This is a genomic window from Psychrobacter sp. G (assembly GCF_000418305.1).
In the GTDB taxonomy this organism is placed as follows: Bacteria; Pseudomonadota; Gammaproteobacteria; order Pseudomonadales; family Moraxellaceae; genus Psychrobacter; species Psychrobacter cryohalolentis.
On the sequence record NC_021661.1, the window covers coordinates 796,669 to 812,397 of the forward strand.

Below are 15,729 nucleotides of genomic sequence, written 5' to 3' on the forward strand. Positions count from 1 at the left end.
TATAATAAAAAGGCTGTTATGCGATATAACAGCCTTTTTATTATGTCAAAAACGTATTGATATTAAGGAGCATTACATGATTCAGCCATCAGTCTCTACGGTTTCTCATACTATACCTAAGCTATATTTGCTGACTAATGATGATGAGTTTAGCCTTTTATATCAAAAGCTAGAAGCCGCCTTAGCAACAGGATTGATTGCTCTTTTACAAATACGCCGTAAGCAGATATTGGCATTGCCTGACGGTGAGTCTCTTCTTTATGAAGAAGCGCTACAAATCGTTAATTTGGCTAAAACCTACAATGTGCCAGTTTTGATAAATGACAATATTGCTTTGGCCGAAAAACTTGGTATCGGCGTGCATTTGGGACAGCAAGATGGTGATCTTAGTGAGGCAACACAATCTTTAGCCCCGAATCAAATCATTGGTCGCACTTGTCATGGCGACATAACGCTAGTCAAAGCTGCGAAAACTGAAGGCGCAAGCTATGCCGCCATGGGTGCAATCTTTGCTTCAACGACCAAGCCCAATGCTGCCACTATCTTACGCCAGCAACTGATAGAAGGTTGTCAGCAAGATATAAAAATATGCGTGATAGGCGGTTTAACGGCAGAAAACATCTCAGAGCTGGCAGGGTTACCTATTGCTTATATAGCAATCGTTGGCGATATCATGGATTTACCTGTCCATCAAATCGCAACGCGTTGTCAGCAGTGGCAGCAAGTACTTAATAAGTGGAATGTGCCTGCTGAATGAATACTATTTTAAAATATAAGTACGAATTTATTCAGCGTGCTGCATACATAAAGTTGCATAAGGTAGTGCTTGCAAGCGCTGTGCTTCGATAGGCTCAGCGCATACCTCACATTCTCCATAGCTGCCACTTTCGATACGGCTTAAAGCGTGGTCTACAAAACCTAAGCTTTGCTGTGCCTCAATCATTAAGTTCTTGCGCATGTCATTCTGACGATAAGCAATCGCTTGATCTTCCCAGTGTTCATTGAGATCATCTTGCGGATTTTGGATATGGTCCTCAATGTCAGCAATCCGAGTTTGGTACTCTTCTTTTAGTTGTAATAGGTTTTGTTTGGCAGCTTCAAAGTCGATACTCATTGATTTCTCCTAATGATTTATTGTTATGGCACAAGTACGCTATTGATCATAGATAGCTAAACGACTCAGTACCACCACAAAATGTTAATGAGAGTGTTATTAGTTTGAGAAGATAAATTTGCTTATCGCTAAATTTATCTTAGGTGACATATAAGTACAGACTATAAAACTGTTAGAATACACCGCCTTAAATGCTTGTTAGGACAGTTTTCTAAAACTGCCAGCAATAAGATTTGATGAAATAAATTTGCTAAAGAATATCCAATAAACCGTTGGCGAACCGTCATACAGATTGATAACAGATGATATATAGGAGCAGGTAATGAATTTTTTGCGTATGAGCGAGCTGAGTTTGACCGATAAAGTAGTGTTGATTCGTGAAGACCTTAATGTCCCTATTAAAGCGGGTAAAGTGGCTAGTGATGCACGCCTGCAAGCAAGTTTGCCGACGATTAAGATGGCGCTAGAAAAGGGTGCAGCAGTGATAATCTGCTCGCATTTAGGACGCCCGACAGAAGGCAATCCTGAAGCCATTTATTCGTTAGCACCCGTTGCTGATTATTTAAGCGATAAACTATCCGCGCCTGTTACGCTTAATAGTGACTACCTTACTCAAGGCGTCGCTATCGAAGCAGGTGAAGTCGTACTGTTAGAGAACGTACGTTTTAATGAGGGCGAAAAGAAGAATGATGCAGCGCTTGCACAAAAATATGCTGATTTGTGCGATGTATTTGTGATGGACGCTTTTGGCACAGCACATCGCGCCCAAGCATCAACAGAAGGCGTGACCCAAGCGATGCATAAAGCTGGTAAGACCGCCTGTGCTGGACCTTTATTGGCAGCAGAGCTTGATGCTTTAAGCCTAGCACTTGAAACGCCAGCACAACCTATGCTCGCTATCGTTGGTGGCTCAAAAGTTTCTACCAAATTAGAGGTTTTACATAGTTTGTCTGAGCTTTGTTCACAGATTATTGTTGGTGGCGGGATTGCCAATACCTTCTTAGCCGCGCAAGGTCATAGTGTTGGTGCGTCACTTTATGAAGCAGATCTGCTCGATACAGCTCGTGAAATCATGGGTAAAACTGAGATTTTATTGCCTGAATATGTCGTCGTTGCTGATAAAAGCGACATTGATTTTGCTGACTTCACTGGCTCATTACAACAAGCCTCTGCGACCATCAAATCTGTCGACACTATTGGCGAAAATGACATGATATTGGATATCGCGCCAGATAGTGCTATGAAATTGGCAGAGGCAATTACCAAGGCAAAGACTATCTTATGGAATGGTCCAGTCGGCGTTTTTGAAGTGGATGCGTTTGGTCAGGGTACTCAGATAGTGGCAGAAGCGGTCAAAAACAGCCAAGGTTTCTCGATTGCAGGTGGTGGTGATACACTTGCTGCGATTGATAAATATCAAGTGGCTGATGGCGTCAGCTACATGTCAACGGGTGGCGGTGCGTTCTTAGAGTTTGTAGAAGGTAAAATCTTGCCAGCGGTTGCTGCTTTACAAATTAATGCATAACCTCTTAACGATACTTAAGCAGATGAGTAACATTAGCCGTACAACTTAGCCGCAGTATCTAAGGTACGCTGTACGGATAATATTTTGGCTACTATTCATATCTTATTGTTTTCAAGGCAATAAGTTCGAATTGTCATCGATTATTATTAAGTGGTAATTATTTGTTTCTATACTGAAAATTATTATTGCATGTCTAATTTGCACTCTATAAAATAGCGCAAACCATGTATTTGACATGCTTTATTTATGAGGGATTTGTTATGTTAAAACGTCATTTATTACTTGCTAGTGTTCTTGCTGGTACTTTTGCAATCACTGCATGTAGCCAAGAAACACAAGATAAAACCGATGCTGCTGCTGAATCAGCTGGCGAAGATGCTGCTGCTAACACAGAAGAAGCTGCTGCGAATACAGAAGCCGCTGCTGCTGAAGCTGAAGTAGCTGCCCAAGAAGCTGGCGCTGAAGCTGCAGAAAATGCTGAAGTTGCTGGTGCTGCTGCCACTAATGCACTAGAAGAAACTGGCGATGCTATTGCTGAAGGCACAAGCAAAGTCGTTGAAGGTACTGCATCAGCCGTTGCTGACGGTGCTAACGCAGTTGCTGACGGCGCAAATGATGTCGCTGTTGATGCAGAACAACAGTACTAAGTCGTATAAAGGCTAAGTCATTTAAAATTAAGCAACATAAAGTTCAGTTTATTTATTAAAATAAGATGGATAGACTGTTAGCTGATAAGTTGTTTTATAAGCCTATAAAATATATAAAAGCTTTGGTAATTGCCAAGGCTTTTTTTATGGATAAAAATAATCAATTTGATTCATAAAAAGCAGGTCATGAATTTTTTATAGACGAAATCGACTATCTAACTGTGCAAACAAGGTATAAAAACCAAACAGACAAACAAATAGTCAGTTAAGCGCTACGAAGCGCTGGTAATTTTTGCTATAATCACGGCGTAATAATGACGAGCAGAAAACAGGGTTTTTTGTTGGCTTATAATGGAATACCCATAGCAAAGCTAGGTCGCAGTGCAAACGTGACAACGTCTTATTGTTAAAAATGATGTTTTAATATCATCTTCAAAATACTATTTTTAGAATATAACCAGAGAGCGTTTTATGGCCTTAATATCGTTACGTCAACTTTTGGATCATGCTGCTGAACACGGCTATGGTGTTCCTGCTTACAATGTTAATAATTTAGAGCAGATGCGTGCCATTATGATGGCGGCTGACGCCTGTGACTCTCCTGTGATTGTACAAGCCAGTGCCGGTGCCCGCAGTTATGCAGGCTCTGCGTTTTTGCGTCATCTGATTATTGCTGCTATTGAAGAGTGGCCACATATTCCAGTCGTTATGCACCAAGATCACGGTATGTCACCTGCTATTTGCCAACGCTCAATTCAGCTTGGCTTCTCATCAGTGATGATGGACGGCTCGCTTGGTACAGACGGTAAAACGCCGATGGATTATGACTATAACGCCAGCGTGACTCGCGAAGTGGTCAAAATGGCTCATGCATGCGGTGTTTCAGTCGAAGGAGAGATTGGTTGCTTAGGTAGTCTTGAAACTGGTATGGCAGGCGAAGAAGATGGCTCTGGCGCAGAAGGCGTGTTGGATCATGAGCAGCTATTGACCAGTGCTGATGAAGCAGAGCAGTTCGTTAAAGACACCAACGTCGATGCGTTAGCGATTGCTATCGGTACCAGTCATGGTGCTTATAAGTTTACGCGTCCACCGACAGGCGATATCTTATCGATTGAGCGTGTCAAAGAAATCCATGCCCGTATTCCTAACACTCACCTAGTCATGCATGGCTCATCATCAGTGCCACAAGAATGGTTAAAAGTCATCAATGAAAATGGTGGTAACATTGGTGAGACTTATGGTGTACCGGTTGAGCAAATCGTTGAAGCGATTAAGCATGGTGTGCGTAAAGTAAATATCGATACCGATTTACGTTTGGCATCAACTGGCGCTATCCGTAAATTCCTTGCAGAAAACCCTAGCGAATTTGATCCACGTAAATACTTTAAAGCCTCTATGGTTGCGATGTCAGATATCTGTACCAATCGTTTTGAAGCCTTTGGTTCAGCTGGTCAAGCGCATAAGATTCGTCCAATCAGTCTTGAAGGTATGGTTAATTTTTACTAGTAAGCTTACATGGTAAAAAAGACTGATTAATAGTTAGGTGATGGTTTAGCTCATTTTTATAATAGTCTATATAAGAGATCGTGGATTATGATTGGATTGATTAATGGACAGGTGCAATACTTAATGGCACCGACTGCCTGTATCATGACCACCTCTGGTGTTGGCTATGATATTGAGCTACCATTGCCGTCATTTTGCCAATTGCGTCTTAACGAGCAGGCGAGCATTTGGACGCATTTCCATGTGCGCGAAGATGCGCAGCTGCTCTATGGTTTTATTGATCGTAAAGAGCGTGATGTCTTTCGCCAGCTGATTAAAATCAACGGTGTTGGGGCAAAAATGGCATTAGCAATGCTATCTGCAATGTCAGCTGCTGAGCTGAAAATGCATGTCGAGCAAGATTCAGAATCAGCATTGACACGTATCCCAGGTATCGGCAAAAAGACAGCGCAGCGCTTATTGATTGAGCTAAAAGATAAGCTGAAAAATATCGAGGTCGACAGCAGTCATTTAGAATTTGCTATGCAGCCGGTACCAATATCTGCTGAAGGAAGTATCATTGCTGAAGTTGAAGGCGCATTGATTAGCTTGGGCTATAAAGAAAAAGAAGCTCAGCAAGCTATTAAGGCGGCAAAAAGTAATGGCGAGACATTTGCAGATACGCAGAGCTTGTTAAAAGCGACGCTGCAGCAATTTCAAAGTTTTAATTAGCGACATTTTTATAATAAAACAGTGATTTAAAAAAGCGATTAAAAATAAGCGACATTAGATGTCGCTTATTTTCGTTTTAGCACCTGCTTTATCATGTTTCGCATGACTTATGAGCAGCGTTTGGTTATGCTATTTATTACCTAATCTTTTAAAAATAATGCTTTAAGCATAATGGCAAAAATTATGATGCAAGATCGTTTGATTAATCCGCTAGAAGGGGCGTCAGATGCCCCTGATGCCAATATTCGACCAGCATTATTGGCGGAATATATCGGTCAGCCCGTCGTACGCGAGCAGATGGAAGTCTTTATTCAAGCGGCACGGGCGCGTGATGAAGCGTTGGATCATACGCTCATCTTTGGACCACCAGGCTTAGGAAAAACGACGCTTGCCAATATTATTGCTCGTGAAATGGGTGGCAATCTACGTTCTACGTCAGGGCCTGTCCTTGAGCGCGCTGGCGATTTGGCAGCGATGCTGACCAATTTGGAAGCTGGTGATGTCCTATTTATTGATGAGATTCACCGCTTAAGTCCGGTAATTGAAGAAATTCTCTATCCAGCGATGGAGGATTTTCAACTGGATATCATGATTGGTGAAGGACCAGCAGCACGCTCTATTAAGCTTGATTTGCCGCCATTCACTCTGGTCGCAGCAACCACCCGAGCCGGATTATTAACGTCACCATTGAGAGATCGCTTTGGTATCGTGCAGCGACTAGAGTTTTATAATATTGCTGATTTAACCACCATTGTCAGTCGCGCAGCGCGGTTGATGCGCGTGCCAATGAGTGAGGATGGTGCCGTTGAAATTGCGCGCCGTGCACGTGGTACGCCAAGGATTGCCAACCGTCTATTACGCCGTGTACGTGATTATGCTCAGGTCAGAGGCGATGGCAGTATCAATGGGGCGATTGCTGGTAGTGCGCTCGATATGCTCGCAGTCGATAGACGTGGTCTCGATCATTTGGATAGACGCTATATTGAGATATTGCACGAGCGTTTTGACGGTGGACCTGCGGGCGTTGAAGCGGTGGCAGCAGCAATGGCTGAAGACCGCGGTACGTTAGAGGATGTGATTGAGCCATACCTTATCCAACAAGGCTATGTACTTCGGACTGCACGTGGTCGAGTATTAACGCAGATGGCGATCGATCAGATGCTATAAAGTTAGTCTAAAAAAATGTGCCTACACTTAATTAGAATATTAAATGTAGGCACATTTTTTTTGTTTTATTTTTTATAGTATCTATTAAATAGTGGATGAAGGCTCAAGCCAAATGCTTATGCCCATCTATTTTTAATAAGTACTTGTTATTGTCAGAAGTCTTTTAGTCAAAGCTACTAACGGTTTAGGCTAAGATACGCCACACGACTGCCAAAATCGCTAAGAGGTAAAAAATAGGTGATAGCCAACCGATAACTTGTGTTGCAATGGCTATGAAAATAGCAAAGCCCGCCAGCGCCAACCAATCTCGGCGACGGTCGTTTAGCATATCGGCACGGATTTGTTGAATCTCACGCAGTTGACTGTCTTGACGTGATCCTTGTGAAGCAAGGCTCTGTAACCCTTGATCTAGCAGTCTTGGGATATCAGTGGTCGATAATAAAATCTCAGGCAACTGCTGACGTAGCTGTTGTAAATTACGCATCGGATCAAGCTGCTCCTTAATCCAGCTGCTTAAGATTGGCTTGGCAAGCGACCAGATATCAAGATTAGGATACAAGTCGCGACCAAGTCCTTCGACATGCACTAAAGTTTTGAGCAGTAGCATCAACTGCGGTGGAATACTCATATGATGGCGGCGGGCGATATCTAATATTTGCATTAATACACCGGCAAAGTCGATATCGTTAATGGATTTTTGTAACATCGGACCGACAGTGCGTTTCATATCACGCATCAATGCATGCTTATCAGCACTTGGCGGTATCCAGCCAGCTCGACTGACGATATCAACCATCGCTGTAAAGTTGTTATTCATCACGGACAATAACATTCGCGCGACGATAAGCTGATCGTCCTTTGATAAGGTGCCCATGATGGCACAATCAAGCCCGATATAACGCGGCTCATGCCCTAAGTCCACGGCGGCCATATTTGCAGTCAAGGTATTGACTGGTGGCGTCTCGACAAAAACATTGCCGGGGTGCATGTCGGCATGGAAGAAGTTATCACGGAATACTTGGGTAAAAAATATCGTTAAGCCTTTTTCTGCCAGTGCCGCACGGTCATAGCCTAATTGATCAAATACCTCAATTTGTGAGATTGGAACGCCTTGTATACGCTCCATGACCATGACGTTTTTATTGGCATCATAGACTTCTGGCACATACATCAATGCCGAGCCCAAAAAGTTGTTACGCATTTGCGTTGTATTGTCTGCCTCTAATGTCAAATCTAACTCGTTGAGCATGACTTGACGGTAGTCTTCAACAATATCGATGATGTGTATTGCACGAGCTGCTTCGATACGCGCCGATGCCCAATTGGCGAGTTCTCGTAGCAATTCAAAATCTGTAATAATGGTCGTGCGAATATCAGGACGAACCACTTTGACCACCACTTCACGCCCATCATGCAGCGCAGCGGTATGTACTTGGGCAATAGAAGCAGCAGCTAGAGGCTTGACGTCAAAACGTGCAAATAAAGAGCCAATAGATTGACCGAGACCGTGTCTAGGGTCTTGGATTTGCGCAATCGCAATATCAGAATCGAAAGATTTAACTTTATCTTGTAGTTGAATAAGTTGCGCAATAATCTCAGGTGGCACGAGGTCACGGCGGGTCGAGAGTAATTGTCCAAGCTTTAAAAATAGAGTGCCCATATCTTCAAGGGCGTATTTAATCGCATTAGGCTGATGCTTTTTACCCCACGCAGCTGGATGCATACGGATTAAACGCACCAAGGGCTGTAGTTGCGGCGCCTCTTCGACAGAAAAATGGGTGTCAATACGATAGGTGGCGGCAATGCGCCATAGCTCAAGTAAACGGGCGCGATGGGATAATAGCATGAGATATAAATACTCTAGATAAAGTCAAAAATAAGGTAGGCGTTGTAGAAAAGGCAATTATCTACTATGAGTTAGACGTGCTTGCTCATCTTTGATAGCGGCTAGTTTGGCTTCTTCACGTTCAACATCGGCGCGCAGTTTCAGTAGTTGCTGCTTAAGCGCATTTACTTCAGTTACATCTATTGGGTCAGGTGCACTATTACCTGCCACATCGTTTGCCCAATCGCTAACATCGTTAAAAGCACGCTTGGCACTATGACGCCAGCTGCCTTTAAGCTGCGATATCAGGAGGTGCAACTGGCTCGCCATCGATTTACCAATAAATGGTTCAAGTTGTCCCGCAACATCAGGATCAAAGCCTGCAACCAATTGATTGAGTTGCATAAGTACTTTGTAATCGCCCTCAATAGGCAAGTTGCCTTCTGTACCGCGCATGAGATTCAGTAGCTGGGCAGGATTATCAACGGTAATAATACAATCTGGGCGGCTATGACCAAGACGCGCACGATCCATACTGGCTTTTTGACGCTCATTCATAGCGCCACTTTGCTCAAACACACTTTCAGTCGTCACTGGCTCAAAACGCAAGCGCTCTTGGGTGAATAGCACATCTAAATTCACCTCAGGCGTCCCCATATTGAGACGTAGCACTTTGCCAGCAAGTGGCGCTAAACCCGCTTTGGTAATCTCATCACTGGAAATAGCCATATTAATCAGCTTTTCAGCACCGGCCAAAAGTAGAACAGTCAGCATAAGGCTCTCGCATAGTCAATTGAGCGCCTTAAAAGAGCGCATTATTTATAAATATAAGTTGCCATCATTTTACATAATGGCATTTTTATCGCTATGTATTGTCATTTAAAACTTAATCTTATGCTTTAAAGCCGCGATGTACTGCGACGATACCAGCGGTCAGATTATGATAATCACAATTTTCAAAGCCTGCTTGCTCCATCATCTGCTTTAGCGTCTGCTGATCAGGGTGCATACGAATCGATTCAGCTAAATATTTATAGCTTTCTGAATCGTTAGCAACCAGCTTACCCATCATCGGTAGCGCTGTGAATGAATATAAATCATAGGCTTTTGATAATGGCTCAAAGATAGGTTTTGAGAATTCTAGTATTAATAAGCGACCACCTGGCTTAAGCACACGGTACATCGATTTTAACGCAGCATCTTTATCTGTGACGTTACGTAGACCAAAGCTGATGGTCAGCAGATCAAAGCTATTATCATCAAATGGCGCTAGGGTTTCAGCGTTCGCCAAAACAAAATCGACATTATTACAGCCAGCATTAATCAAGCGCTCACGACCAACTTCTAGCATGGCCGCATTGATATCAGACAACACGACTTTACCGTTGCGACCGACTTCACGGCTAAAGACTTTGGCCAAATCACCCGTACCACCAGCGATATCTAATACATGTTGACCGGCACGCACGCCAGACAAACTGATGGCATAACGCTTCCACAAGCGATGAATACCAAATGACATTAGGTCATTCATGATGTCGTATTTTTTGGCGACAGAGGTAAATACGTCAGCCACGCGTGCTTGTTTTTCTGCTTTATTAACGGTCTTATAGCCAAAATGGGTTTCTTCATGACCATCAGTATCAGACGTATGTGGATTATTGATATCGTCACGCTGGTTAAAAAGCGTTTGCTTAGGGGCTTGAGTATTTGTCTGTGCAGCGTCATTTACAGTGCTATTTTGGGCGTGGTTTTCAGTATTGGCATTTGGCATAGTGGTTTGTTGCCCTTGTGGCGTTCCTATGGGTAAATCTTCAACATGAGTAAAGTCATTATTAATAACGTTATTAACACTTGTAGCGGTATTTTGACGTGCTTTTACTTGAGCGGTAATATTTTGGTTATGAGTGATACTGTCTTGAACCAATTTATCTTGTATACGGCCATTAGTCGTCGTTTTATTATTTACATGATCAGTCATCGCGGTGTCCTATGATTTATTTTTATGCTTGTTTTTAGTCAGATAAAATACTAATAGTTGTTGAGACAATAGCGCTTATCATACAGCAAACGCAGCGGGCTTACCGTCATTATCCATGGCATGGACTTCATCAATAACTTCAAGCTCGCGCGCGCAAAACGGTTCAATAAAGCTGCTCACACTTTTTAATGGTTTCATGGCTTTAAAGCCTGAATCGATAAAATCATAAAGCGGCTGAAAGTTATAGCGATATGCGGTGCCTTTAGCCATCGCAAAAGCTTTTTTGAGCATAAATGAATTCAAGTCTTTGTCAGTACGATAGCAAACGTCTTTTAAGTTATTAATCTGTACACGGCGTTCATCAGCTTCATCAACCGTACGGTAAGCGAGTAGCATATTTTCTTCATTCACAGCTAACTCTTGTTCGAGTAACCACTGCGCCAAATGCAAGTCGAGCTCAATCGCCAATATAGACGCTTGAATGCCCATACTACCAGCTTCTAAAGATGACTCTTTGGCAAGACGCTCAAGTTTCTTGGCTTTCGGGAGAATGCGTCCCAATTGCTCTGCCAATACTTTAAATTCATCACCACCATACAGCTGCGTTAAAAAATAATCTGCCATTAGCTGGTTTTTTGGTTGCTCAAACAGCGTGCTATGCGTACGCTTGATACGGGCTTGTTGCCATGATTGCACTTCATTAAGCTTCTTATTCAATGCAGCGTCTTCATGATGTGGCAGCGCCCAAAAGCGGTCAAGGTGCTGTTGTAAGTTGGCTAAAGCAGACATGGCAAGTCATCCTATAAAAATAATAATAGTCATCAAGTTGATAATAAAAGCTGGATAATAAGGGGCTGGTTAGCGCTAAGTTTTCTACTTATAGGCAGCTATTAAACCATGCTCTTAAGATTTTGTTCACCTTAAAAGAAAATAAGACAGAATACAAATGCCAAACTGTTACATATAAAGATTGCACAGCGCTTTCAGGTAGTCAATTTCTAAGACTTTATAACACAAATTACATAGCCACGTTATTTACTAAAAGAGCGCAGTGCTATGATAAAACAACTTAGCTATTTTAGACGATTATTTTAAACCAATTATTTGATAAGACCATAGCGAGCATAAACATGAGCAAGAAAAAGAATAAAACAGATAAGTCAGCTGAAAATGTGAGCGCGCCATTTAACGAGCAAGTCGTCGAGCAGCGTCTTATGCCCAATCCTTTGAGCAAATTTTCAATGGATGAAGATGCGCTGCGATTGGCATTGGTTACAGCCCAGTTCGCTCTGCTTGCGACGCGCCAGCCAGAATCACCGAGTACTGATAAAGCCATTGGGTTATTAGTATTAGTCAATGGTATGGAGCAGGCAGGTAAGGGGACGGCGGTAACGCAATTGCGCCAGTGGGTCGATCCGCGCCTGCTTAAGGTAGAAGCGACCATTGGTTATTGTCCTTTAGCACACCAACCGATTTGGCAGACGCATACCAAAGCCATGCCGCGCCATGGTGATGTGATGGTATATTTTGGCAACTGGTATGCAGATTTATTGTATAACGTGATGCGCATGGCAAGTGCAGAGAGCGAAAAGTCAGAAAAAAATAAGAAGAATAGGGATATTGAAGCGTTACCAATTGGTCAATGGCAAGACTATTTACGCCAGCAGCTAACGGAATTGCAAGATTTTGAGCAAGACTTTGTGGCAAATCAAACGCAGCTACTAAAGTGCTGGTTTCATGTCGATATCGAGACTTTGCAGGCGAGGCTTAATGATGACGAGCCAGATCCAAAATTTCTATACCAAATTGATTGGCATGATATGACGATAGTGGCTAAGTTCAATGAAGTTGCTGCCGAATTATTACGCCAGCAAGGGGATTGGATTATCATCGATGGCGCGGATAAATCGCAAGCAGCCATACATTTTTGTCATGAAGTCTTACATGCGATGCAAAAAGCCTTAGTTAGCAGCCGAGGAGAAAACAGTGCAGAATCAGATCAAGCACAAGATTCAAAGGATACTCATAATAGTCAAGTAGAGTATCAGTCAATAAAGTTTGAGCGAGTAAAAATACCTAAGGTACTTACTGATATCGAAGATTCAGATATTGATAAATCTGACTACAATGGTGCATTGGCTAAGAAGCAGGCACGCTTGGCAGAACTGTTACGTGCGCGTCAAGGTCAGCATGTGGTGTTTGCCTTTGAAGGTATGGATGCAGCAGGAAAGGGCGGCGCTATCAAAAGACTGGTGGCACCACTTGATCCACGCGAATATCAAATTTATAATATTGGCGCGCCCATGTTATATGAGCTACAGCATCCTTATTTGTGGCGTTTTTGGCAAAAGCTTCCGAACGAGCAGACAGACCGCATCAGCCGTGTTGGTATTTTTGATCGTACTTGGTATGGGCGTGTCTTGGTAGAGCGTATCGAAGGCTTTGCGACGGATGATGAATGGCAGCGCGCCTATGATGAAATCAATCGCTTTGAAGCTGCCTTGGCAGCGTCAGGTACTTTGGTTATCAAGTACTGGCTGGCAATCGATAAAAAAGAGCAGCTTAAGCGTTTTGAGGAACGTGAAGAAACTGCATACAAACAATTTAAATTGACCGACGACGATTGGCGTAACCGTGATAAATGGTCAGATTATGTACAATCGGCGGCTGATATGCTGGCACGTACGGATACTAAGAACGCCCCTTGGTGTGTGATCGCTAATAATGACAAGCGCCAAGCGCGTTTAGAGGTGTTAGACCACGCTATCGAGCAGCTATCCGCGTTGCTTGCTGCCAGCTAAGTCATAAAGTGCTACATAGATAAGTTTTCTTAAAGCCTTGGAATGCGTAGCAAATGCTAAGCGGAAATTATTTATCTTATAGAGGTACTTTTAATCCTATTCTTAAGCAGCTACCTATTCATTTATAGCTATTAATGTCCGCTGTTATCACTTGAATTGACTATGGCAATTCAAGTGTATGTTGGCTAAAAATAACCCTATAACGTCTGATCTAAAGTGTATATTTCTTAAATCTTATATTCACAGTTACAAATCTTGTAATATCATCATGCATTATGCGTCTATATTTAATATAATAGGCGCGTAATGAGCGTTGCTATCTATTAAAATAGCTTGGTCTTCTGTTTATTTGTCTTTAATATCAATGTATTATTCACGATAAATAGCTTGTATAGACGAACGCTATTATCATAAAAACGTAAGCCGCAAGATGCTTTAATCAGACGATTTGGCAATACCACTTGCGGCTTTATGACATTTTACTTAGGCGTTTTATCTTAGTTTCTGATTGTCGTTAAGCTCAATTGCTTATTTGCAAATGGCTATAACCGCTAAGATAAGATAATGAAGAAGGTGTCAAAGCATTGAGGCAGCTGTCTCAACAAAGTATTCTAAAATTGTATTTCAAATAACCACGTTGCGCGCATGTTATTGTATTTTTGGGTGGTAATAATCACATCATTAATAGCCGCGTAATGTCATCATTTGTCAATAATTTCAATCAGCTTACGCAGGACGTATCAACGTATGGGTATTAGCAGCAGCTCTACAGAACCAACAAAATCAGTCGGCTCTATGAGAATTAATCTATTTTTTGCCATTTTAATGATTGGAATGACCGCCTACTTTTTGTGGTGGGGTCTAGATTACACCATGCACCAGCAGACGACGCTATTTATTGTCGCCACTGCTTTTGGTGTTTTTATGGCATTCAATATCGGCGGTAATGATGTCGCCAACTCTTTTGGTACCTCAGTCGGTGCAGGGACCTTAACCATCCCGCAAGCGCTAGGTATCGCGGCGATATTTGAAGTATCAGGCGCCGTGCTGGCAGGCGGTGAAGTGACCGATACGATTCGAAGCGGCATTGTCGATTTAGATGGTCTTTCAGTAACGCCCAACCAGTTCATTTATGTCATGCTGTCAGCGCTCATCGCTGCTGCATTTTGGCTGTTGTTTGCCACCAAAAAAGGTCTGCCGGTTTCGACCACACACGCGATTATTGGCGGCGTAGTTGGTAGCTCAATTGTATTGGGTATCACCTTAGGTGGTACTGAAATGGCATTGTCGACAGTGAATTGGGGCAAGATTGGCACGATCGCCATCTCTTGGGTTTTGTCACCGCTACTAGGCGGCGTTTTGTCTTATCTGTTATATGGACAGATTAAGAAAAACATCATCGAGTATAATGATAAAACAGAGACGCATATTGCTACTCTGAAAGACAGTAAAAAGACGTTAAAGCTGACGCATAAAGAGTACTTGGATGGTTTAACCGAGTCTGAGCAGTTGTCTTATACGTCAGCGATGTTGCGTGACCAAGAAATCTATAAAGATGATGATTGCGTCGTTGAAGATTTAGAGACGAACTATTACAAAGAACTTTATGAGATTGAAAACGAGCGCAGCAACCTTGATACCTTAAAAGCACTCAAGCAATGGGTGCCTATTATTGCGGCTGCAGGCGGCGCAGTCATGGCCTCTTTGGTCATCTTCAAAGGTCTGAAAAACGTCAATAATGGTATGACGACGTTGCAAGGCTTTTTAATTATGGGGATGATCGCAGCATTAGTATGGCTTGCGACCTATATTTATACTAAGAGTATCCGCGGTAAGCACAAAGAAGATTTGACCAAAGCCACGTTTATTATGTTTAGCTGGATGCAAGTCTTTACTGCATCAGCGTTTGCCTTTAGTCATGGTTCTAACGATATTGCCAACGCTGTTGGTCCATTTGCAGCGATTATGGATGTTATCCGCACCAATAGTATTTCAACAGAAGCAGCAGTACCACCTGCTGTGATGTTAACTTTTGGTGTGGCATTGATTGTCGGTCTTTGGTTCATCGGTAAAGAAGTGATTCAGACTGTCGGTACCAATTTGGCAAAAATGCATCCTGCTTCTGGTTTCTCAGCTGAGTTGGCTGCGGCTGCGGTTGTGATGGGTGCGTCGACGATGGGTCTACCAGTATCGAGTACGCATACCTTGGTCGGTGCTGTACTTGGCATTGGTATCGTCAATAGAGATACCAACTGGGCACTGATGAAACCAATTGGTTTGGCATGGATTATTACCCTTCCTGCAGCAGCAAGTATGTCTGCAATCAGTTATATAGTGCTGATAAATATCTTTTAAAAGTTGAAATCAAAGTCATTTAATTTTTGATTAATACAAATAGAAAACGCTTATCGATATCATATCGGTAAGCGTTTTTTTATAGAAAAATATAGGT

Annotated in this window: 13 protein-coding genes; 8 read left to right on the forward strand and 5 right to left on the reverse strand. The window is 42.6% G+C overall.

Annotated features, from left to right (window positions below):
* The first annotated feature begins 76 nt into the window (after positions 1–76).
* Entirely contained in the window at positions 77–757 is a 681-nt protein-coding gene (locus PSYCG_RS03440) for a thiamine phosphate synthase (RefSeq protein ID WP_020442945.1), read from the forward strand.
* Between the two features lie 27 nt (positions 758–784).
* Here the strand turns inward: PSYCG_RS03440 and PSYCG_RS03445 are convergent, their stop codons facing one another.
* Positions 785–1,114: a TraR/DksA family transcriptional regulator gene (locus PSYCG_RS03445; protein ID WP_020442946.1), complete on the reverse strand. Its 330-nt coding sequence runs from the start codon at positions 1,112–1,114 to the stop codon at positions 785–787.
* Between the two features lie 322 nt (positions 1,115–1,436).
* On the opposite strand from PSYCG_RS03445, the gene PSYCG_RS03450 reads away from it, so the two are divergent.
* The 5 genes from PSYCG_RS03450 to ruvB all read left to right on the forward strand — a co-directional run bounded on the left by PSYCG_RS03450 (position 1,437) and on the right by ruvB (position 6,670).
* On the forward strand, positions 1,437–2,639 hold the full coding sequence (locus PSYCG_RS03450) for a phosphoglycerate kinase (protein ID WP_020442947.1): 1,203 nt from the start codon (positions 1,437–1,439) through the stop codon (positions 2,637–2,639).
* A 260-nt stretch (positions 2,640–2,899) separates the two neighbouring features.
* Positions 2,900–3,286, forward strand: coding sequence for a hypothetical protein (locus tag PSYCG_RS03455; protein ID WP_020442948.1), 387 nt, complete (start codon positions 2,900–2,902; stop codon positions 3,284–3,286).
* 471 nt (positions 3,287–3,757) lie between these two features.
* Complete coding sequence (gene fba / locus PSYCG_RS03460) at positions 3,758–4,792, forward strand: class II fructose-bisphosphate aldolase (protein ID WP_020442949.1); 1,035 nt, start codon at positions 3,758–3,760, stop codon at positions 4,790–4,792.
* Between the two features lie 87 nt (positions 4,793–4,879).
* On the forward strand, positions 4,880–5,503 hold the full coding sequence (ruvA, locus tag PSYCG_RS03465) for a Holliday junction branch migration protein RuvA (protein WP_020442950.1): 624 nt from the start codon (positions 4,880–4,882) through the stop codon (positions 5,501–5,503).
* Positions 5,504–5,689: 186 nt separating this feature from the next.
* Positions 5,690–6,670 carry a Holliday junction branch migration DNA helicase RuvB gene (gene ruvB, locus PSYCG_RS03470; protein ID WP_041772439.1) on the forward strand — a complete coding sequence of 327 codons (981 nt, stop codon included), beginning with the start codon at positions 5,690–5,692 and terminating at the stop codon, positions 6,668–6,670.
* A 184-nt stretch (positions 6,671–6,854) separates the two neighbouring features.
* Here the strand turns inward: ruvB and PSYCG_RS03475 are convergent, their stop codons facing one another.
* The 4 genes from PSYCG_RS03475 to PSYCG_RS03490 form a co-directional block, all read right to left on the reverse strand.
* Positions 6,855–8,516: an ABC1 kinase family protein gene (locus PSYCG_RS03475; RefSeq protein WP_020442952.1), complete on the reverse strand. Its 1,662-nt coding sequence runs from the start codon at positions 8,514–8,516 to the stop codon at positions 6,855–6,857.
* Between the two features lie 57 nt (positions 8,517–8,573).
* Positions 8,574–9,269: an SCP2 domain-containing protein gene (locus PSYCG_RS03480; RefSeq protein ID WP_020442953.1), complete on the reverse strand. Its 696-nt coding sequence runs from the start codon at positions 9,267–9,269 to the stop codon at positions 8,574–8,576.
* Positions 9,270–9,387: 118 nt separating this feature from the next.
* A complete protein-coding gene (gene ubiE / locus PSYCG_RS03485) occupies positions 9,388–10,476 on the reverse strand; it encodes a bifunctional demethylmenaquinone methyltransferase/2-methoxy-6-polyprenyl-1,4-benzoquinol methylase UbiE (RefSeq protein WP_020442954.1) in 1,089 nt (362 codons plus the stop codon).
* 78 nt (positions 10,477–10,554) lie between these two features.
* The gene (locus PSYCG_RS03490) at positions 10,555–11,265 is read right to left on the reverse strand and encodes an FFLEELY motif protein (protein ID WP_020442955.1); all 711 of its coding nucleotides are present in this window, start codon (positions 11,263–11,265) and stop codon (positions 10,555–10,557) included.
* A 341-nt stretch (positions 11,266–11,606) separates the two neighbouring features.
* Between PSYCG_RS03490 and PSYCG_RS03495 the strand changes: the two genes are divergently transcribed.
* Positions 11,607–13,277, forward strand: a complete 1,671-nt coding sequence (locus PSYCG_RS03495) for an ATPase (RefSeq protein WP_020442956.1) — start codon at positions 11,607–11,609, stop codon at positions 13,275–13,277.
* Positions 13,278–14,024: 747 nt separating this feature from the next.
* The gene (locus PSYCG_RS03500) at positions 14,025–15,632 is read left to right on the forward strand and encodes an inorganic phosphate transporter (RefSeq protein WP_020442957.1); all 1,608 of its coding nucleotides are present in this window, start codon (positions 14,025–14,027) and stop codon (positions 15,630–15,632) included.
* Positions 15,633–15,729: the final 97 nt, after the last annotated feature.